Origin of the sequence: Mesorhizobium sp. M1403, assembly GCF_040317695.1 — a bacterium.
GTDB lineage: Bacteria > Pseudomonadota > Alphaproteobacteria > Rhizobiales > Rhizobiaceae > Mesorhizobium.
Genome location: NZ_JAMYKY010000016.1, coordinates 42,918 through 59,368, shown reverse-complemented (window position 1 = coordinate 59,368; position 16,451 = coordinate 42,918). Strand labels below are relative to the sequence as shown.

Genomic DNA, 16,451 nt, shown 5'->3' with positions numbered 1-16,451 from the left:
CAGGATCTTCGGCCGATGCAGTTCTTCTCCCATGACGGTTTCGACCTTGCTTTCCTTGACCGCCAGCCGGCATCGGGGCAGGGCGATCCCGTGCTGATGATCCACGGCTTTGCCTCGAGCCATTACGTCAACTGGGTGTCGCCCGGCTGGTTCAAGACGCTGAACGATGCCGGCTACCGTGCGATCGCCTTCGACAATCGCGGCCATGGCTCGTCGTCGAAAAGCTATGACGAAGCAGACTACACGCCGGCAAAAATGGCGTCCGACGCGGCAGTGCTTTTGAACCATCTTGGCATCGAACGCGCCCATGTCATGGGTTATTCGATGGGCGCGCGCATATCGGCCTTCCTGGCGCTCTCCGAGCCGGACAAGGTGGCGACGCTGGTCTTCGGCGGTCTCGGCATCGGCATGGTCGACGGCGTCGGCGACTGGGATCCGATAGCCGACGCCCTCTTGGCCGAGGATCCCGCAGGCACCAGCGACCCGCGCGGCCGCTCGTTCCGCGCCTTCGCCGACCAGACCCGCAGCGATCGCCGGGCGCTCGCCGCCTGCATCGCCACCTCACGCGAATTGCTGAGCGAGGCCGACATTGCCCGCATTGCCCAGCCGACCTTGATTGCGGTGGGAACCAAGGACGACATCGGCGGCTCGCCGGATGAACTCGCTGCCTTGATGCCGAACGCCAGGGCATTTCATATCGAAGGCCGCGACCACATGCTGGCGGTCGGCGACAAATCCTTCAAGCAGCGTGTGCTGGAGTTTTATGCAGAGCATCCACTTTGATGGATGGCTCCCAAAAGCGGCCATAGGGCCTGAAGCTAGGTTCTTAGCGGTTTTGCAACGATACAGCAGTAAATAAGCGCGACTTGTGGATCGGTTCAAACCCGCCACGCGCTGAACGAGGGCAGGGGGGTACGATGGCACAATGGGGAAGAAGCGACGCCGCTTTGCCGGGCGTCGTTGCGAAAAGCAGGTTCGGCGAATGGTCCGTTGTTCTAGCGGTGGCCGCATTGGCGACAGGGGCGATTGCGATCACCGCGTTGATAGCAATGCCGAGCGACGCCTCCCCACTGCTCCAGAACAGTGCGACGGGCTTCTTCGCTGCGGTATTTTTTCTGGCCGGCCCTTTGGCACATCTTACCGGCGTGGTCTTCGGCTTGGTGGCCGTGGGTCGCCCAAACGACAATCGTGTGCTCGGCTTGGCTGGCATCGTCGTCAATGGCGCGTCGCTTGCGGCCGGGGGGTTCATGCTGTGGGCAATGGCATCGACTTTTGGCGCATTCACCTGATCTCGACAAGCCTCCGGCAGGCAAGCGACCGACGCGACCCCTCAGCTTCAAATCTGCGCGAGTTGCCATGGTCGATCTTCTCGTCACCTATCTGGAGATGACCGGGCCGCCGTCCGGCGCCGGCTTTTGCCGCACCGGCACCGGGCGCGGCTGTGATGCGCGAAACGCTTGGCCTCGCTGATTACATCAGCCTCTACCGCGCTGTTGGCGAGCCTATGCAATGGGATCAGCGGCTGCGCATGCCCTTGGGCGACATCGAGCGCCTTCTCGCCAGCCCGTCGACGCATATCCATGTCCTGCGCGTCGATGGCGAAGCCGCCGGCCTGTGCGAATTCACGGGCGTCGGCCAGCCGGTTGTCGAATTGGCCCATTTCGGGGTCGTTCCGGCTCTTCAGGGCCGCAAGCTTGGGCCGTACCTGCTCGACCGGGCGCTGCGCGCCGTCTGGTCGCATGAACCCGAAAGGGTTTGGCTCCACACCGATACCCACGATCATCCGGGCGCGCGATCTGTCTACGGGCGAGCCGGTTTCAAGGCCTATGCGCAGCGCATAGAGACGTTTCCGGATTAGGATTTGTCTGAGCTGAGGTTATCGCCAAGCGCCCTGAGCGAGCGCGCCATGTTTTGCCGGGCCTGGGTTTCGAAGCGCCGGCGGAATTCCTCGCTATGGAAGATATGCGGACGCGCGAGGAAGCCCTTTAGGACAGCGGCACGGCCGGCCCGCCACATCGGCTCATCGACCCACTGATATTCGCGGCGAACCGCCTGTTCGTAAGCGTCGAACACGTCGGGCGCAGCACCCAGGATCGCCAGGTCCATGTCGAGGAACAGCGCCGCGTCACGAACGGAATGCTGGTCGCCAAGGGACGGCAATTCGTGGCCGGCGGTGGCAGTGATCATCGCCGCGATGCGACGGATGCGTTGTGCATCGGCGCGGCCGGCGAGCTTTGTCTCGGCAAGTGCGGCACTCCTCGGCTCATTGTCCTTGGCGCGGCTGTCGTAGATCGCGTCGTGGAACCAGATCGCCGCTTCGACTGCTTCAGGATCATGCAGCAACGCCTTGTAATCGTTGGCCAGCGCCAGCATCGCCTCGATGTGGCCAAGGTCGTGGTAGTGGCGATCCGCGGCGTCATACAGCGCGGAAAGCTCGCGCTTCAGGGTCTCGTCCATCAAGGTTGCGTTTTCCATGGCTGCTTGAAATTCCGCCAACCAAATCCATTTGACGAAGCACTAAGGAAAATTGAGTTCACCCGTGCTATGATCTGGCTTATAGGTGCGGCCGGAGAATAGGCAAGCCGCCAAGCCGAGACATTGGATGGCCTGAGACATTGGATGGCCGGAGACATCAGATGAACAGCGTTACGATTTCCCGTCCCACCAGGGTGCAGCCGGTAGATCCGATCTGGCGTTCGATCCGCGATGAAGCAATGGAAGCGGTCAACCGCGATCCGCTGCTGGCGGCGTTCCTCTATTCGACCATCCTCAATCAGGAAAACCTGGAAGAAGCGGTTATCCACCGGTTGGCCGAGCGCCTCGCCCACCAGGACATCGGCTCCGACCTCATCCGCCAGACATTCAAGGCGATGGCGGCCGACGACAAGGACTGGTCGACGACGGTGCGCGTCGACATCCAGGCCTATTACGACCGCGATCCGGCCTGCGACCGCTTCATCATGCCGGTGCTCTACTTCAAGGGTTTTCATGCCATCCAGACGCACCGGCTGGCGCATTGGCTGTGGAACCAGGGCCGCCAGGATTTCGCGCTGTATTTGCAGAGCCGATCGTCCTCGGTGTTCCAGACCGACATCAATCCGGCCGCCCGCATCGGCAAGGGCATCTTCCTCGACCACGCCACCGGCCTCGTCGTCGGCCAGACAGCGGTGATCGAGGACGACGTGTCGATCCTGCACGGCGTCACGCTGGGCGGCACCGGCAAGGCCGGTGGCGACCGCCATCCCAAGATCCGCTACGGCGTGCTGATCGGCGCCGGCGCCAAGATCCTCGGCAACATCGAGATCGGCCATTGCTCGAAGATCGCGGCCGGCTCGGTGGTGCTGTCGCCGGTGCCGCACAACAAGACGGTTGCCGGCGTGCCGGCCCGCGTCGTCGGCGAGACCGGCTGCGACCAGCCTTCGCGGCAGATGGACCAGCTGTTGCCGTCGCAGACGATGGACCACGTCGTCAGCTTCGACATCTGAGTGCTCGGGCAGGGGGCCGAATTCCTGCCCCCTATGCCGGCTTGCCTTTACATGGCCATTGTCGACGTGCCAGAAGCGCGCTCACCAATGCATGTCGCCCAAAAGTGCCCAGCGGTTTTGGGATAGCGACATGCATGAAGCAAGATTTAAAGCGCGTCGCATCGATCTCTTCAGACGCGACGCACTTGAGCAAGCGACGATCGGAGAAGACTGTTGAAGCCGGACGAAATCAGAAAGCTGGACGCCTATTTCAAGCGCACCTTCCAGAACCCCAAACTCGAAGTGAAGGCGCGGCCGCGCAAGGAAGATTCGGCCGAGGTCTATGTCGGCGACGAGTTCCTCGGCATCGTCTTCAAGGACGAGGACGACGGCGACTATAATTTCTCGATGGCGATCCTCGACATCGATCTGGCCTGAGCCGCGAGTTTGGTGCTGGCCGGACCTGCTTGTTGCAGGCGGGACCGCCTGATGGCGGAGCGCAGACGTCGGAGACTGGCTGGAGCATCCCTCCCTTCGTCATCCCAGGGCGGAGCAAGGAGCGAAGCGACGCGGCGCAGACCCTGGGATCCATGCCGTTACCTCGCGGCAGTGCTCCACTCTGACCAGAATCGAATGCTTCTTGGCACCGGCTGGGCGTCCTCTACCAACCAGTCCCGCGAAACAGTTCGAACCACTCTGGATTGGTCTTCTCGATCAGCTCGATCTTCCACCGGCGTGGCCAGCGCTTCAGCGACTTCTCGCGCTGGATGGCGTCGCGAATGTCGAAATGTTCCTCGTACCAGACCAGACGCTGTACGCCGTAGCGGCTGGTGAAGCGCGAGCCTTCGCCAGATTTGTGCTCCGGCATGCGGCGGCCGAGGTCGTTGGTGACACCGATGTAGATCGTGCCGCGCTTCTGGCTTGCAGTCATGTAGGCGTAGCCGGTCATGGTTGAAGGGTAGCTGGCGCCGGTGCCGACGCAAGTGCAGTTCTGAACCGCTGCATTCTTCGACTGAGGTAACGGCATGGATCCCAGGGTCTCCGCGACGTCGCTTCGCTCCTGCTCCGCCCTAGGATGACGAAGGCGTGGTGGGCAGCTAATCCCAAACCCTGGAGATTGGTAGCGCGATTGGCCGGGGCTCCAGCCCTCAGCCCTTCAGGGTCGGTCAAAGGATCAAGCCCTACCGCCCGGTCTTCAGCATACGTGCCGCCTCGCCAGAAATCGCTGCTTCGAGCGCCTGCCAGTCGCCCAGGAATTCCCGGGGGAAGCGGTAGGTGAGGCTGAGATTGTCGCCGACCAGGATGTCGCGTTCGCAGGGCGCCAGCGACTCGTCCGCGCTCGGGCCGCTCAGGCAGCGGGCAACGAACGGATCCTTGCCGGGGCGGTTTGCGACCGCCAGCACTTCGTTGAGATAGCCTGATTTTTCGCTGAAAGCGTAAAGTGTGGTGCCGCCAGGGCCGGGCGTACCCGGCTTGGCGATCAGCGCGCTGTAGATCGGCGCAAAGCGGCCGCTCATGTCGCGCGACATCATCTGCGGCTCGAACGACAGGAAAATGATGTCCTTGCTGGGTCCGGTGTGGTTGAAGTCGTTGCGGGCAACCTCGCTGTAGCCGTCCATCTCGGGATAGCGCAAATAGAGGTCGAGCCGCGAGGCGATGCCGTCGCGCCGGGCCTGGGCAAAGCGGATGACATTGGCCGGCACGGCGATGATGTTGTTGCCGATGACGACCTTGTGGACCGTGGTGTCGTCGGTGTACCCGGCCATGGCGATCGAGCGGCCGAACCATTTGCCGCCAAGGCTGATCGCCACCGAAAGCAGCGCCAGCGTCGCGAACGCATAAAACACCCGCTTCATCAGCGTCGAATCGACGACGCTGAGTTGCGGGCCCTCTGTGGCGGCTGCCTGCTTCATCGCGATCCTCGTTGCCGTCCCATCGGTGTGCCTGAACGGCACATCTCGGCGCGGCACGGCTCTTGCTACGCAGCTTTGCAGGCGACTGTGCGATTTCATGGTAAACGGAGGGTAAAGATGAGCCCGGTCGAACAAATCATATTCAGTTTTATGGCTGGGCTGACGGCTTGCGGCCTGGCCGGATCGGCGATGGAACTGGTCGCCGGCCGCAAGCTTGCCTTCGTCCAGCCCTATGTATCGTCGAAGCACATGCTGCGCTCGCTCGCCGCGACGGCTTGCGCCGGGCCGCTGATGTTCGTCAACGAGGCGCTGGACGCCTGGCGGGAGCGTCGCATCTCGGTGCTGGGGCTGATCTCCTGCGGCTGTACGGCGACCATCTGGGCGCTGGCGCTGGGCATGGTGGTGATCGCCATTGCGTCGTGGGCGGCTTCGCTTCTAGGGTCTGGCACCTTGTCGGTGTGAGACAATCTGGAGACAGCGATGCCGATCTACGCGATTGACGGAAAAGCGCCCACCTTCGAGGACGCCGACAGCAATTGGATCGCGCCCGACGCCACGCTGATCGGCAATATCAGGATCGGCCGCAACGCCGGCTTCTGGTTCGGCGTCGTCGCCCGCGGCGACGACGAGCCAATCGTCATCGGCGCCGACACCAACGTGCAGGAGCATACAATCATGCACACCGACGCCGGCTTTCCGCTAACCGTCGGCCAAGGCTGCACGATCGGCCACCGTGCCTTGCTGCATGGCTGCACGATCGGCGACAACAGCCTGATCGGCATGGGCGCCATCGTGCTGAACGGCGCGAAGATCGGTAACAACTCGCTGGTCGGGGCTGGTGCACTGGTCACCGAAGGCAAGCAATTCCCCGACAATTCACTGATCGTCGGCTCGCCCGCGCGCGTCGTCAGGACGCTCGACGAAGCCGCAATCGCCAGGCTGCGCGCGTCCGCCGCGCATTATGTCGCCAATGGGAGGCGGTTCAGGGCGGGGCTGAAGAAGGTCTAGCGCCAGGCAGTGAAGGCCGCCTATCGCAAGCCCAGAAATGGTGGAGCCGGCCCGGGGACGGGGCCGGCTCCTAAACCCGGTCGTTGGGGACGGGGAGGGTGGGGACTCGACCGGGTTTCTCCTAAAGCGCGAAGTCATGCGACGCACTTAACCTCTGTTTTATGCATGTCGTTATCCCAAAACCGCTACGCACTTTTGGGCGACATGCATTGGCGTCCTCAGCGGACGCTGGCGACCGCGTCGGAGCGGCCGTCGTTGATCGTTACCCAGGCGCCGGAATTGCGGTCGGACTGGCGCTTCAGGTAGGTGTAACTGGTCTTGGTCCAGGACAGCACCTTGGGCTGGAGATTGTCGAGGATGAACTCTCCAAGGCTGGTGCGCACGGTCAGCACCGCATGGCCGTCGCCGTTGCGCTGGCGCACCACCGTCATCAGCAGATCGCCGGCCGGCACGCCCATGCTCATCAGTTCGCGGCGCTTTTCCAGCGCATAGTCCTCGCAGTCGCCGAAGCCTTTGGGAAACGACCAGACTTCTTCCTTGCCCCACATTTCCATGTCGGTGCGCGGCGCGACCCTGCTGTTGACCGAATTGTTGATCTTGACGATCGTTGCCCACAGCTTGCGGGTGAGTTCGACCGGTGCCCGGTTCGGCGTCCTCTGATTGCATTCCTGCGGGATCTGCCGGCACAATTCGTAGTGACCGACCGGCTGCGTGGTGCGGCCGCCGGTATGCATGAACGCCGGCTCCGCCGCGCTTGCAATCCCCCAGCCGAAAAGCTGCATCGCTATTGCCGCCAGCAACAGCTTGCCCCTCATCCTTTTCATTATTCAGTCTCCCCGTTTGAGGAGACAATGACACGGCTGGATTTATTTGACGCAAAAGCGCGAAGTAGACATTAAGTAAAACGCCAATAGAATAAACATAAAATTTGATGCAATTGAGTATAGAATTATTTAAGGATTCTAGCCGGGTGTATTCCCATGCTTCGTCGCACCGTTCGAACAGCTAGGATGGCGATCTTCGCGATGGTGCTAAAGCTTCCGCGTCAGCCGCGCGGCGAGCTGAATTCGGTGTCGAGCGTTTCCGGCCGCTGGACGACGGCGAACTCGATGGCGACGCCATCTTCGAAATGGCGCACCACCTGGCCGCGCATGGTGCCCAGCGTCACCTGGACGCCGATGGCCGGCTTGACGTCGATCTCGATCGCGGCGCCCGACAGCGACAGATCGATGATGCGGCACTGGTACTGCCGTCCGTCAGCAAGTTGCAGCACGCTCGTCGGGTTGCGCGGTGCCACGCGTTCATGGCGGCGGTCTTCCGGCAGGTCGAGCTCGTGCTTGTTGGCAAGCCAGGTCAGTTGCGCGGCGAGCTTGTCCCGCTTGCGGTCCGACGCGATGACGGTCATCGCAAAGCCATCCTGCAAAGTGCGGGTGATGACGCCCTCGATGCGGCCGATGTGATCGATGTAGGCAATGACCTTTTCACCCGGCAGGCCGGCGCGCTCGGTGCGCAGTGCGACGTTGCCGGGCGACATGTCGACCACCTGGCAGGGATGTTCGGTGCGGTCTTCCAGCATGAAGCGTCCGTAAATCTTCACGCGGACGCGCTGAAAGTTACGCCTTTCAGCTTGGGACGGCGCATGGTCGACCGCCGCTGACCTCATGACTGCCATACCCCGTTCGGCATTCCGCGCATGGATGCGGGGAATTTCAGCGGAAAACTACAACAAAGCAGGTTAACAAAGGGGAAAGCCCGGCACTGTTGCTTTAAGCTTTGGCATCATTCTTCGCGTCCGCCGTCGAAGACGACCAGGTGACGGATGCGACGGGCCTGGCCGAGCGCCGAAATCGTCTCGGGCGGGTCGAATTCCGATGGGGCGAGCGAGGGAACTTCGATCGCCGGGCGGTTCTTCAGGAACATCGGCTCCTTGTCGGGATCGACGACACGGATCGAATCGATCAACGCGTCGAGAACCGGGTCGGCGCCCAGCCAGAAGGGCTTTTCAACGGCGCTTATCACGCCGAGGCAACGCGGACTCTCGACACCGCCGTCGAGCGGCAGTGCGAGCAGCTCGAACCTGTTGGAACGGCCGTTGCGGCTGAAACCCTCATAGGTGATGAGCACCACCGATTTCAGGTCGAAGACGCCATCGGTCAGCTTCGAGATCAGCCGCTGGTCCTTCTCGCGCCACAGCGAAGGGAATGAAAACCCCTTGAGTTCACGGCCATAGACTGCGCAAAGCCTGGTGCCGGCCAGCCGGAACACCGCTTCGCCGCGCGTGTCCTTTTCCAGGATGAACGTGTCGGCCAGCAGCGACTTGATGTCGGCCGGTTCGACTTCCGAGCGCTTCGGGGCAGGGCGTCCGTCACGCAACCGGTTCCAATAATGGAACAGCGTGATCGATCCGGTCTGGTTCATGCTAATGCTGCTCCGCGCATTCTGTCTTCTGATGTCCCATCGGTGAACAGAAGGGCGCCCTCCGAAGACCTACATGCGTTGCGGAGCAGGATGCGTGCCAGCATCGTTAATACTTGTTCACGGGTCGGGGCGGTTAAGGTTAACAACTGGTTTACGTTGCGCGCCGGCCAGGCCTGTGGCACACCAAAACCACTCCAGAAGCGGTCGTTTTGCGACGATCGGCAGCACTTCAGTCAAGAGTTCAGGGGGAGCAAGGGGGCTCGACCAGCCGTTCAAGGGAAATCTTGGACGGCTTCTTTTTTGATTCGGAGCTGCTGATTCGCCGTTTGTGATTCGGTTGGCCGTGATCTACATGCTCGCGAAGTCCAATCCAGCGACTGAGTGCAAGCCGTATGAGCGACCCAGAAAGCCCACCGGAGATCGAGCAGGGCGAGAGTGGGCCTGCCGCCCGCGAACCGGAGCAGCGCCGTGAACCGGTGTTCAACCTGCCGCCCGTTGTGCTGGCGGTGATCGGCATCTGCGTCGCCGTCCATCTGATCCGGGTCTATTGGCTGACCGACGACCAGGACTTCGAACTGCTTGTCCGGGCAGCCTTTGTGCCGATCCGCTATTCCGGCCGCTTCGACCTGGATTTCTTCGCGTTTTCAAGCCCATTTACCTATGCCTTCCTGCATGGCGGCTTTGCCCATCTTGCCATCAACATGGTGTGGCTCGCGGCCTTCGGCTCACCGCTGGCCAACCGCTTCGGCGCGTTGCGCTTCAGCCTGTTCTTCGCCGCGACCGGACTGGCGGCGGTGGCGCTGTTCTGGGCCATGCATCCGCTTGGCGAGGCGCCGCTGGTCGGCGCCTCCGGCGCGATTTCCGGCATGATGGGTGCGGCGGCGCGCTATGGCTTCCGCATCGACCGCTCGTCGGGCAAGGCCGCCTTCGCCGGCCAGCCTTTGCCGATGGCGGCGGTGCTGCGTTCGCGCGGCGTCGTCACCTTTCTCGCCATGTGGATGGCGATCAACCTGGCGACCGGCCTCTTCGGTCTGGCGCCCGGCATTGACGGCCAGATCGCCTGGGAAGCCCATATTGGCGGCTTTCTTGCCGGCTTCTTTGGCCTGCGGTTTTTTGATCGGCGAGAGCAGGCGCCCCGACAGGCGGACGAGCCGGAGACCTGAGAGCTCCGCTCTTGAAATGAAACCGATCGCGGCGCACCATGTTCATACTAGGGAAAGCCGGCCAGGGCAGGAGCCGGCAGGAAATGCAGAGGAGGACGCCATGACTGTTAAGGCAATTCTCGAGGCAAAAGGCCACGACGTGGTGACGCTCGGGCCGAACGAAAAGCTCAGCGAAGCCATCCGCATGCTTTCCGAACACAGGATCGGCGCGCTGGTCATCACCAACGGCGATCACAAGATCGTCGGCATTCTTTCCGAGCGCGATGTGGTGCGGGTTCTCGCCAAGGAGGGGGCGGCGGCGCTCGACCTTGCCATCCGCTCGGCGATGACGCCCAAGGTGAAGATCTGCAATGAGAACCACACCGTCAACGAGGTCATGGAGATCATGACCAAGGGCCGCTTCCGCCATCTGCCGGTGGAAAAGAACGGGCTGCTCGACGGCATCGTGTCGATCGGCGACGTGGTCAAGCGGCGCATCGAGGACGTCGAGCGCGAGGCCGAGGAAATCAGGGCCTATATCGCCACGGCATAGGTGAGGGCGGCCGGGTTGCCGGCCATTGAATTTTTTCAAGCTGCTATAGCAGTCCATCGCGGCAGGTGCGGGCCTGTGCCGCGTCGGCGCCCGCGGCTTTGCGCTTGTCTCTCTTGGCGGTTTGCACTAGCGAAGTTGCACATCAAAATATGCGTTCTCGCATATCCGCAATTCCACTATGCAGGCCACTATGACCCTCATCGATACCCGCACGCCCGACGCCAAGCGCCTGGTTCCCGGCGCCACCGGCGACTGGGAGATCATCATCGGCCTCGAGGTCCATGCGCAGGTGACCTCGCAGGCAAAGCTGTTTTCCGGCGCCTCGACCATTTTCGGCGCCGCGCCCAATGCCAATGTCAGCCTGGTCGACGCGGCGATGCCCGGCATGCTGCCGGTCATCAACGAGGAATGCGTCAAGCAGGCGATCCGTACCGGGTTGGGCCTGAAGGCTGAGATCAACCACAAATCGGTCTTCGACAGGAAAAACTATTTCTATCCCGATCTGCCGCAGGGCTACCAGATCTCGCAGTTCAAGCAGCCGATCGTCGGCGAGGGCAAGGTGATCGTCTCGGTCGGCCCGGACCGGCAGGGCGAATTCGAGGACATCGAGGTCGGCATCGAGCGTCTGCACCTGGAGCAGGATGCGGGCAAGTCGATGCACGACCAGCATGCGACAATGTCCTATGTCGATCTCAACCGCTCCGGCGTGGCGCTGATGGAGATCGTCTCCAAGCCGGATATGCGCTCCGCCGATGAAGCCAAAGCGTATGTCACCAAGCTGCGCACCATCGTGCGCTATCTCGGCACCTGCGACGGCAATATGGACGAAGGCTCGTTGCGAGCCGACGTCAACGTCTCGGTGCGCCGGCCCGGCGGCGAATTCGGCACGCGCTGCGAGATCAAGAACGTCAACTCGATCCGTTTCATCGGCCAGGCCATCGACTATGAAGCGCGCCGCCAGATCGCCATCCTCGAGGACGGCGGCAGGATCGAGCAGGAAACACGGCTGTTCGACCCCAACAAGGGTGAGACGCGCTCGATGCGCTCCAAGGAAGAAGCGCATGACTACCGCTATTTCCCGGATCCCGATCTTCTGCCGCTGGAATTCGACCAGGCCTATGTCGATGAGTTGGCAAAGGACCTGCCGGAACTTCCCGACGCCAAGAAGGCGCGGCTGATCTCGTCGCTTGGCCTGTCGACCTACGATGCCTCGATCCTGGTATCGGAAAAGGCGGTCGCCGATTATTTCGAGAAGGTGGCGGCTGGGCGCGACGGCAAGCTCGCCGCCAACTGGGTCATCAACGACCTCCTGGGGGCCTTGAACAAGGCCGGCAAGGATATTGAAAACGCTCCTGTTTCGCCCGACCAGCTTGGTGCCGTCATCGACCTGATCAAGGAAGGCACCATCTCCGGCAAGATCGCCAAGGATCTGTTCGAGATCGTGTGGAACGAGGGCGGCGATCCGCGTCAGCTGGTCGAAAGCCGTGGCATGAAGCAGGTCACCGATACCGGCGCCATCGAAAAGGCGGTCGACGAGGTGATTGCGGCCAACCCGGACAAGGTCGAGCAGGCGCGTGCCAAGCCGACCATGGCCGGCTGGTTCGTCGGCCAGGTGATGAAGGCAACCGGCGGCAAGGCCAATCCGCAGGCGGTCAACGAGCTGGTCAAGGCCAAGCTCGGGATCGAGTAGGATGTTCGTCCGCACCGCCGGCGAGCGCGATCTGGCGGCGGTGCGCGCATTGCTGATCGAGACATGGCATGCCACCTATGACGCCATCTACGGCGCGGCGCGGGTTACCGAAATCACCGATGAATGGCATTCGATCGCCGCGCTCAAAGCACGGCTGACGCGGCCGAACTCGGAGTTCCTGGTCGCCGACGACGGCAAAAGCATCGGCGGCATGGCTTTCGCCGCCGCCACCACGGATGCCAGGATCGTCATGCTGAACCAGCTTTACGTGCATCCGGCCTGGCACAGGCAAGGCATCGGCCAGGCGCTGCTGGACGAGATCGAGGCCAGCTTTCCGGAGGCCCGAACGCTACGCGTCGAGGTCGAGGAAGCAAATGCCCCGGCGATCGCCTTCTACCGCTCGAGAGGGTTCTTGCCCGCCGGCAACACGGCCGATTGCGGCGGCGCCACAGGGTTGCCGGCGCTGGTTTTGGAGAAGGCGATCGGCTAGCTCGTTCGCCTGACGCTCAGTTGCGTTTCACAGGCAGGTTGGAGCAGCCGGCAGCGAGAAACTCGCACGGCAGGCTGCCGCCGCCGCCCGACGTGTGCGGGGGCGTAGCGGCTTCGATTTTTTCGACCTCGTAATATTTCGAGGTGACACCCCATTTTTTGACGCCTTGGCACGTCGAGCGCACGCCAACCTCCGTCGCCTTCGCCGCCGTCTTGTAATAGGTGGTGATCCGGCAGGATTGGCTGACCGGCAGCGCGTTCGCCGGGCTCGTGACCGGCGGCACGAGGTTCGGGAAAGCAAGCAGCGAGATTGCCGCAATGATCCGGGCGGCGGGCATGGTGTGGCGAAGGTGCAGCATCGTTTGTCTCCATCGATGGCGCCGCTCGCTCGTGGCGAGCGGCGCGTTTGTTCCCGCAAGATCAGGCCATGAAGCAGGCGCTGCCGCATCTGCCGCGCGGGGGATGGCGGCAGCGGTCCGAACCGCCGCCGTCATCCGCGAGTGGCCGCGTCAGGGCGTTTTCGGCTTGATGAGCGTCTCTATCGGAACGGCGACTTTTGGTGGCCGGACCGTACTGGCGCCACCGTCGACGGCCAGCCCGCCGCTGTTGAGATAGCGCACCGTATAGCGCAGCTCGTAGCCCGGAACTCTGATCCATGTAGGCTTGTGATTGAACTGGTCCGGAGGCCTCGAATACCACTTCGGGATCTGCATGACCTTGGAACCGGCACCGAATCCCGCACTCTTGGCCGCTACCGCGAAGGCGCTGTCTCTGGGATCGTTCGGCGGCTGGTCGACATTGCCGATGACGACCAGCGAATCGTATTTTCGCGCGTCGAGCCTGAGTGTGGGAAGGTTCAGCACAGCCACGTCGCCTTCGCGCATCGTCAGCGCCTTCTGAAGGCCGCCCTCATTGGCGTAGACGTTGAGGTTAATGGCCTCGGATTCCGCATAGACCACATTGTTGTGGAAGTCGCGGGCCGCCAGGCGCGTCAGGCTGTCGAAGGTCACTTCAACCGTCGGCTTGGCTATGGCGTCCGTCACAATCAGGTTGCGCCGCGGCACCGTCCAGAAGATGAGATCGTCGCCGGTGGCTTGCGTTCCGGCATCGGACCCGTCGATTGCCGAGCATTTCGAATTCGGAACCGGCGTCGTCACCGGCAGGGGTGCCGAAAACGAGCTGCGTACCTGCGCATCGATGTAGTTGCCGATGTTGAAAACATCTTCGAGGATGTTGCCGCCTTCGAAACTCGCCGGGCCGGGTTGCGAGCGGATGATGACCTGGCTGGAATCTGTCTGCCAGCGGCTGCAGAAGACGTTGACGTCTATGGGAATGCCGATGTGACGGTCGGACGTCACCGGGATCGAGACCTTGATGGTGAGGATATAGGGAACTTTGACAAACCAGTTGTTCGGCTGGTTCAGCATCTGCGTCGCAAAGCGCGACGGCCGCCATTGCTTCAGCGATTCGATCGATGCGCGCGATGATCGTCCCTGGGCGGCTAGCTGTGCGTTGGTGGCGTCGACCTTGGCTTGCGCCAGGTTGCGGACGGTGTTGGTGATCAGGAACACGCCGAGTTCGGCTTTGCAGGGCCTGTTCGATTGTGTGGGGTTGCATGGGGCAAGTGCCGCACTGGGAACCGGCGGCCCCGAAGGCGGCGGCTGGGCGGCCGCGGTGGCCGCCATCAGACCGAAGAACAGCATCGTGCAGGTTTTCAACATGGTATCCTCGCTCTGTCGTTGGAAACCACCCTCCGGCTAGACAGCAGCATTTGTCCGATGGCGGTTCATCGCCCGCACGGGGGATGAACCGCGAAAACATCGGGCGGGCCTAACGACGTCGAGCCGCCGTCCTTTCGGATTGGATGGCTACTGCTTCACGACGCCTTTGGTCGTCGCCTTCGGCGCGACGACCTTGGGCTTGGGGGTTTTCGGACCTGGGTCGACTACCAATGCGGCCGTGCAGGAGCATTTGCCCGAACCGCAGTTCAGGTCGCCCTTGCACATTTTGGAATGCCGCATGTCGGTGCAGTCGGCGGTCCCGGAGCAGGAGCAACTGCCTTGCCCGATCGTACCCGACTGACATTTGAAGCTCCATGCCGGATCGGCAGCAAGGCCGGCCACAGCGAGCGATAAGACAAAAAGCGTTGTCGAGATGAGCTTGCGCATGAATACCTCCCGGTTCTATCGAGCGATGGAACCACGGAGCAGCAACGCCTTCATCTCCCGCGCGGGAGATGAATTCGCGTACCGGTGACGATCGTCAATGCTGTCCCTTCAGCACGACGAGATAACCGCGTTCGACGCGAAGCCGGAACGCGATTTGCCCTGCGGTGCCGGGATCCTTGGAAACCTTGTCGATGACATAGCCGCTGGGATGCGAGCCAAGCCATTCTTCCGGTTTGTCGGTGGTTTCGAATGGCTTTTGCAACCGGGCCAGGAAGCCGACTTCGCCTTGATAGTCGAAAGCCACGGCCCAGTCCGCATCCTTTCGCTCGTCGACGAAGTTGGCGAGCGGCGTCAGGTCATAGCGTTTGAACGCGGTTGCCGATGCCACCGCGTGGCCGATGCCGAAAATGACAAGCATGACGACGGCCGAGCTTTTCAGCCTGGCGAGCGGGATCTCCGCCATGAAATACCCGAATAGGATGGTCACGAACGGCAACATCGGCACGACATAGTGGGGCTGCTTGCCGGATATCGCGCTGAATGCCAGCAACACGGCAACGAACGAGAACGACAGCAGGCGCAAGGCGCGCAGATCGGGCGACTTCGTCTCGATCAGGCTGCGTATCCGCGTGCGCAGCTTCAATCGCCATACCTCAGGTATAAAAATCCACGGTATGAACATGACCGGCAGCAGCAGCAGATAGAAATAGAACGGCCGGCCGTGCGAATTGCGCAAATTGCCGGTGACGCGCCCCGCCGATTGGTTCCAGACCAGATCATAGACGAAACTGCCCTTTGTCAGGATGGTCGCCGGCACCAGCCAAATCGCCACCGGAATTAGCGCGGCGAGCACTGCCAGGCCCACTCCAGCGAGGAAGTTCGGTGTCGCCAGTCCCGCCCGCCGGTCGCGCCAGAACGGGTAGAACAGGATGGGCGCGCCGATATGGATGAGCACCACCGGGCCTTTCGTCAGCACGCCCATGCCGATGAACAACCCGGCCAGAACGGCCTGCCAGCGGTCGCCGCTCCGGGCAAAGGCAATCAACGACAACAGCGCGGCGAGCACGAAGACCGTCAGCAACAGGTCGAACAGGATCAGCGTCGAATAGATGACGAACACGCTGCTTCCGACGACCAGCCAGGGGACGCGCCGTGCGATGTCGTCGCGGCCGGGAAACAGGGTCCTTGCCAAAGCCGTCGTCAGCCAGATGACGAGTGAGGAGGCGGCGAAGATGACCAGCATCGCCGCCGGCCGGCTGGCGCCGAAAACGGTCCAGACAAGGTCGATAAGCCAAAACAGCAGCGGCGGCTTCTGCAGATAGGGCGCGAAATTCATCGTCGGGACGAAGATCTGTCCGCTCAGATACATTTCCCAGGTGACGCTGAGATATCGCGTTTCGTCGACGGGCAGCAGTGGCCGGAAAGCGACCGCGATGACGATCAGCCCAAGCAGGAAAAGGTAGGGGAGCAGCCGCTCGGTAGATGTCGGTATCAAAGATCGAGATCCGCGCCAGAAACCATTTTCTTTCCAGCCGAGCATAGTGCCGCGTTTCTGGACCGCGAACGACCGCACCATGATTTTGGCCGAATTGCAACGATGCCGGTT

General features: G+C 62.1%; 21 protein-coding genes. 11 read left to right on the top strand and 10 right to left on the bottom strand.

All coding sequences use genetic code 11. The features are described 5' to 3' along the window. The first annotated feature begins 15 nt into the window (after positions 1-15). From NKH01_RS23205 to NKH01_RS23195, 3 genes are all read left to right on the top strand, one after another. The gene (locus NKH01_RS23205; protein WP_352790676.1) at positions 16-783 is read left to right on the top strand and encodes an alpha/beta fold hydrolase; all 768 of its coding nucleotides are present in this window, start codon (positions 16-18) and stop codon (positions 781-783) included. A gap of 134 nt (positions 784-917) precedes the next feature. After that, positions 918-1,289, top strand: a complete 372-nt coding sequence (locus NKH01_RS23200) for a hypothetical protein (RefSeq protein ID WP_353022617.1) — start codon at positions 918-920, stop codon at positions 1,287-1,289. A gap of 155 nt (positions 1,290-1,444) precedes the next feature. Next, positions 1,445-1,858, top strand: coding sequence for a GNAT family N-acetyltransferase (locus NKH01_RS23195; protein ID WP_353022615.1), 414 nt, complete (start codon positions 1,445-1,447; stop codon positions 1,856-1,858). Here the strand turns inward: NKH01_RS23195 and NKH01_RS23190 are convergent. Continuing rightward, the gene (locus NKH01_RS23190; RefSeq protein ID WP_353022613.1) at positions 1,855-2,475 is read right to left on the bottom strand and encodes an HD domain-containing protein; all 621 of its coding nucleotides are present in this window, start codon (positions 2,473-2,475) and stop codon (positions 1,855-1,857) included. The two genes, NKH01_RS23195 and NKH01_RS23190, sit on opposite strands and share 4 nt — an antisense overlap. A gap of 161 nt (positions 2,476-2,636) precedes the next feature. Between NKH01_RS23190 and cysE the strand changes: the two genes are divergently transcribed. Both cysE and NKH01_RS23180 read left to right on the top strand, forming a co-directional pair. Further along, positions 2,637-3,485 (top strand): serine O-acetyltransferase, encoded by an 849-nt coding sequence (gene cysE / locus NKH01_RS23185; protein WP_023717455.1) that lies wholly within the window; start codon positions 2,637-2,639, stop codon positions 3,483-3,485. 213 nt (positions 3,486-3,698) lie between these two features. Continuing rightward, positions 3,699-3,902 (top strand): DUF3126 family protein, encoded by a 204-nt coding sequence (locus NKH01_RS23180; RefSeq protein ID WP_023674799.1) that lies wholly within the window; start codon positions 3,699-3,701, stop codon positions 3,900-3,902. A 223-nt stretch (positions 3,903-4,125) separates the two neighbouring features. Here NKH01_RS23180 and NKH01_RS23175 read toward each other — a convergent pair whose 3' ends face one another. Together NKH01_RS23175 and NKH01_RS23170 are read right to left on the bottom strand one after the other, a co-directional pair. Further along, positions 4,126-4,413 carry a GIY-YIG nuclease family protein gene (locus NKH01_RS23175; protein ID WP_352481307.1) on the bottom strand — a complete coding sequence of 96 codons (288 nt, stop codon included), beginning with the start codon at positions 4,411-4,413 and terminating at the stop codon, positions 4,126-4,128. Between the two features lie 232 nt (positions 4,414-4,645). After that, positions 4,646-5,377, bottom strand: a complete 732-nt coding sequence (locus tag NKH01_RS23170; RefSeq protein ID WP_353022611.1) for a hypothetical protein — start codon at positions 5,375-5,377, stop codon at positions 4,646-4,648. A gap of 117 nt (positions 5,378-5,494) precedes the next feature. Here NKH01_RS23170 and NKH01_RS23165 point away from each other — a divergent pair, with 117 nt between their 5' ends. Further along, positions 5,495-5,839 carry a DUF6949 family protein gene (locus tag NKH01_RS23165; protein ID WP_352817541.1) on the top strand — a complete coding sequence of 115 codons (345 nt, stop codon included), beginning with the start codon at positions 5,495-5,497 and terminating at the stop codon, positions 5,837-5,839. 18 nt (positions 5,840-5,857) lie between these two features. Continuing rightward, positions 5,858-6,385 (top strand): gamma carbonic anhydrase family protein, encoded by a 528-nt coding sequence (locus NKH01_RS23160; RefSeq protein WP_353022609.1) that lies wholly within the window; start codon positions 5,858-5,860, stop codon positions 6,383-6,385. A 218-nt stretch (positions 6,386-6,603) separates the two neighbouring features. Here the strand turns inward: NKH01_RS23160 and NKH01_RS23155 are convergent, their stop codons facing one another. From NKH01_RS23155 to NKH01_RS23145, 3 genes are all read right to left on the bottom strand, one after another. Continuing rightward, positions 6,604-7,209, bottom strand: coding sequence for a transglutaminase-like cysteine peptidase (locus NKH01_RS23155; protein WP_023717460.1), 606 nt, complete (start codon positions 7,207-7,209; stop codon positions 6,604-6,606). A gap of 221 nt (positions 7,210-7,430) precedes the next feature. Then, positions 7,431-8,048 (bottom strand): PilZ domain-containing protein, encoded by a 618-nt coding sequence (locus NKH01_RS23150; RefSeq protein ID WP_023717461.1) that lies wholly within the window; start codon positions 8,046-8,048, stop codon positions 7,431-7,433. A 116-nt stretch (positions 8,049-8,164) separates the two neighbouring features. Further along, a complete protein-coding gene (locus NKH01_RS23145; RefSeq protein ID WP_023717462.1) occupies positions 8,165-8,803 on the bottom strand; it encodes a PAS domain-containing protein in 639 nt (212 codons plus the stop codon). Positions 8,804-9,195: 392 nt separating this feature from the next. On the opposite strand from NKH01_RS23145, the gene NKH01_RS23140 reads away from it, so the two are divergent. The 4 genes from NKH01_RS23140 to NKH01_RS23125 all read left to right on the top strand — a co-directional run bounded on the left by NKH01_RS23140 (position 9,196) and on the right by NKH01_RS23125 (position 12,678). Continuing rightward, on the top strand, positions 9,196-9,966 hold the full coding sequence (locus NKH01_RS23140; RefSeq protein ID WP_353022606.1) for a rhomboid family intramembrane serine protease: 771 nt from the start codon (positions 9,196-9,198) through the stop codon (positions 9,964-9,966). Positions 9,967-10,066: 100 nt separating this feature from the next. Further along, a complete protein-coding gene (locus tag NKH01_RS23135) occupies positions 10,067-10,498 on the top strand; it encodes a CBS domain-containing protein (RefSeq protein ID WP_023717464.1) in 432 nt (143 codons plus the stop codon). 190 nt (positions 10,499-10,688) lie between these two features. Continuing rightward, positions 10,689-12,188 carry an Asp-tRNA(Asn)/Glu-tRNA(Gln) amidotransferase subunit GatB gene (gene gatB / locus NKH01_RS23130; protein WP_352484544.1) on the top strand — a complete coding sequence of 500 codons (1,500 nt, stop codon included), beginning with the start codon at positions 10,689-10,691 and terminating at the stop codon, positions 12,186-12,188. A 1-nt stretch (position 12,189) separates the two neighbouring features. Next, a complete protein-coding gene (locus tag NKH01_RS23125) occupies positions 12,190-12,678 on the top strand; it encodes a GNAT family N-acetyltransferase (RefSeq protein ID WP_023717466.1) in 489 nt (162 codons plus the stop codon). A gap of 16 nt (positions 12,679-12,694) precedes the next feature. On the opposite strand, the gene NKH01_RS23120 is transcribed toward NKH01_RS23125, so the two are convergent. The 4 genes from NKH01_RS23120 to NKH01_RS23105 form a co-directional block, all read right to left on the bottom strand. Next, positions 12,695-13,036 (bottom strand): hypothetical protein, encoded by a 342-nt coding sequence (locus tag NKH01_RS23120; protein ID WP_352844929.1) that lies wholly within the window; start codon positions 13,034-13,036, stop codon positions 12,695-12,697. A 150-nt stretch (positions 13,037-13,186) separates the two neighbouring features. Then, positions 13,187-14,398: a hypothetical protein gene (locus NKH01_RS23115; protein WP_353022603.1), complete on the bottom strand. Its 1,212-nt coding sequence runs from the start codon at positions 14,396-14,398 to the stop codon at positions 13,187-13,189. Between the two features lie 147 nt (positions 14,399-14,545). Beyond that, positions 14,546-14,845 (bottom strand): hypothetical protein, encoded by a 300-nt coding sequence (locus NKH01_RS23110; protein WP_352484548.1) that lies wholly within the window; start codon positions 14,843-14,845, stop codon positions 14,546-14,548. A 94-nt stretch (positions 14,846-14,939) separates the two neighbouring features. After that, positions 14,940-16,340 (bottom strand): ArnT family glycosyltransferase, encoded by a 1,401-nt coding sequence (locus NKH01_RS23105; RefSeq protein ID WP_198030459.1) that lies wholly within the window; start codon positions 16,338-16,340, stop codon positions 14,940-14,942. Between the last annotated feature and the right edge of the window lie 111 nt (positions 16,341-16,451).

Bases quoted from the DNA above. Each gene is read 5' to 3' on its own strand.
- NKH01_RS23205 (WP_352790676.1), top strand. From the start codon at position 16: ATGCAGTTCTTCTCCCATGACGGTTTCGACCTTGCTTTCCTTGACCGC.
- NKH01_RS23200 (WP_353022617.1), top strand. From the start codon at position 918: ATGGCACAATGGGGAAGAAGCGACGCCGCTTTGCCGGGCGTCGTTGCG.
- NKH01_RS23195 (WP_353022615.1), top strand. From the start codon at position 1,445: ATGCGCGAAACGCTTGGCCTCGCTGATTACATCAGCCTCTACCGCGCT.
- NKH01_RS23190 (WP_353022613.1), bottom strand. From the start codon at position 2,475: ATGGAAAACGCAACCTTGATGGACGAGACCCTGAAGCGCGAGCTTTCC.
- cysE (WP_023717455.1), top strand. From the start codon at position 2,637: ATGAACAGCGTTACGATTTCCCGTCCCACCAGGGTGCAGCCGGTAGAT.
- NKH01_RS23175 (WP_352481307.1), bottom strand. From the start codon at position 4,413: ATGACCGGCTACGCCTACATGACTGCAAGCCAGAAGCGCGGCACGATC.
- NKH01_RS23170 (WP_353022611.1), bottom strand. From the start codon at position 5,377: ATGAAGCAGGCAGCCGCCACAGAGGGCCCGCAACTCAGCGTCGTCGAT.
- NKH01_RS23165 (WP_352817541.1), top strand. From the start codon at position 5,495: ATGAGCCCGGTCGAACAAATCATATTCAGTTTTATGGCTGGGCTGACG.
- NKH01_RS23160 (WP_353022609.1), top strand. From the start codon at position 5,858: ATGCCGATCTACGCGATTGACGGAAAAGCGCCCACCTTCGAGGACGCC.
- NKH01_RS23155 (WP_023717460.1), bottom strand. From the start codon at position 7,209: ATGAAAAGGATGAGGGGCAAGCTGTTGCTGGCGGCAATAGCGATGCAG.
- NKH01_RS23150 (WP_023717461.1), bottom strand. From the start codon at position 8,048: ATGAGGTCAGCGGCGGTCGACCATGCGCCGTCCCAAGCTGAAAGGCGT.
- NKH01_RS23145 (WP_023717462.1), bottom strand. From the start codon at position 8,803: ATGAACCAGACCGGATCGATCACGCTGTTCCATTATTGGAACCGGTTG.
- NKH01_RS23140 (WP_353022606.1), top strand. From the start codon at position 9,196: ATGAGCGACCCAGAAAGCCCACCGGAGATCGAGCAGGGCGAGAGTGGG.
- NKH01_RS23135 (WP_023717464.1), top strand. From the start codon at position 10,067: ATGACTGTTAAGGCAATTCTCGAGGCAAAAGGCCACGACGTGGTGACG.
- gatB (WP_352484544.1), top strand. From the start codon at position 10,689: ATGACCCTCATCGATACCCGCACGCCCGACGCCAAGCGCCTGGTTCCC.
- NKH01_RS23125 (WP_023717466.1), top strand. From the start codon at position 12,190: ATGTTCGTCCGCACCGCCGGCGAGCGCGATCTGGCGGCGGTGCGCGCA.
- NKH01_RS23120 (WP_352844929.1), bottom strand. From the start codon at position 13,036: ATGCTGCACCTTCGCCACACCATGCCCGCCGCCCGGATCATTGCGGCA.
- NKH01_RS23115 (WP_353022603.1), bottom strand. From the start codon at position 14,398: ATGTTGAAAACCTGCACGATGCTGTTCTTCGGTCTGATGGCGGCCACC.
- NKH01_RS23110 (WP_352484548.1), bottom strand. From the start codon at position 14,845: ATGCGCAAGCTCATCTCGACAACGCTTTTTGTCTTATCGCTCGCTGTG.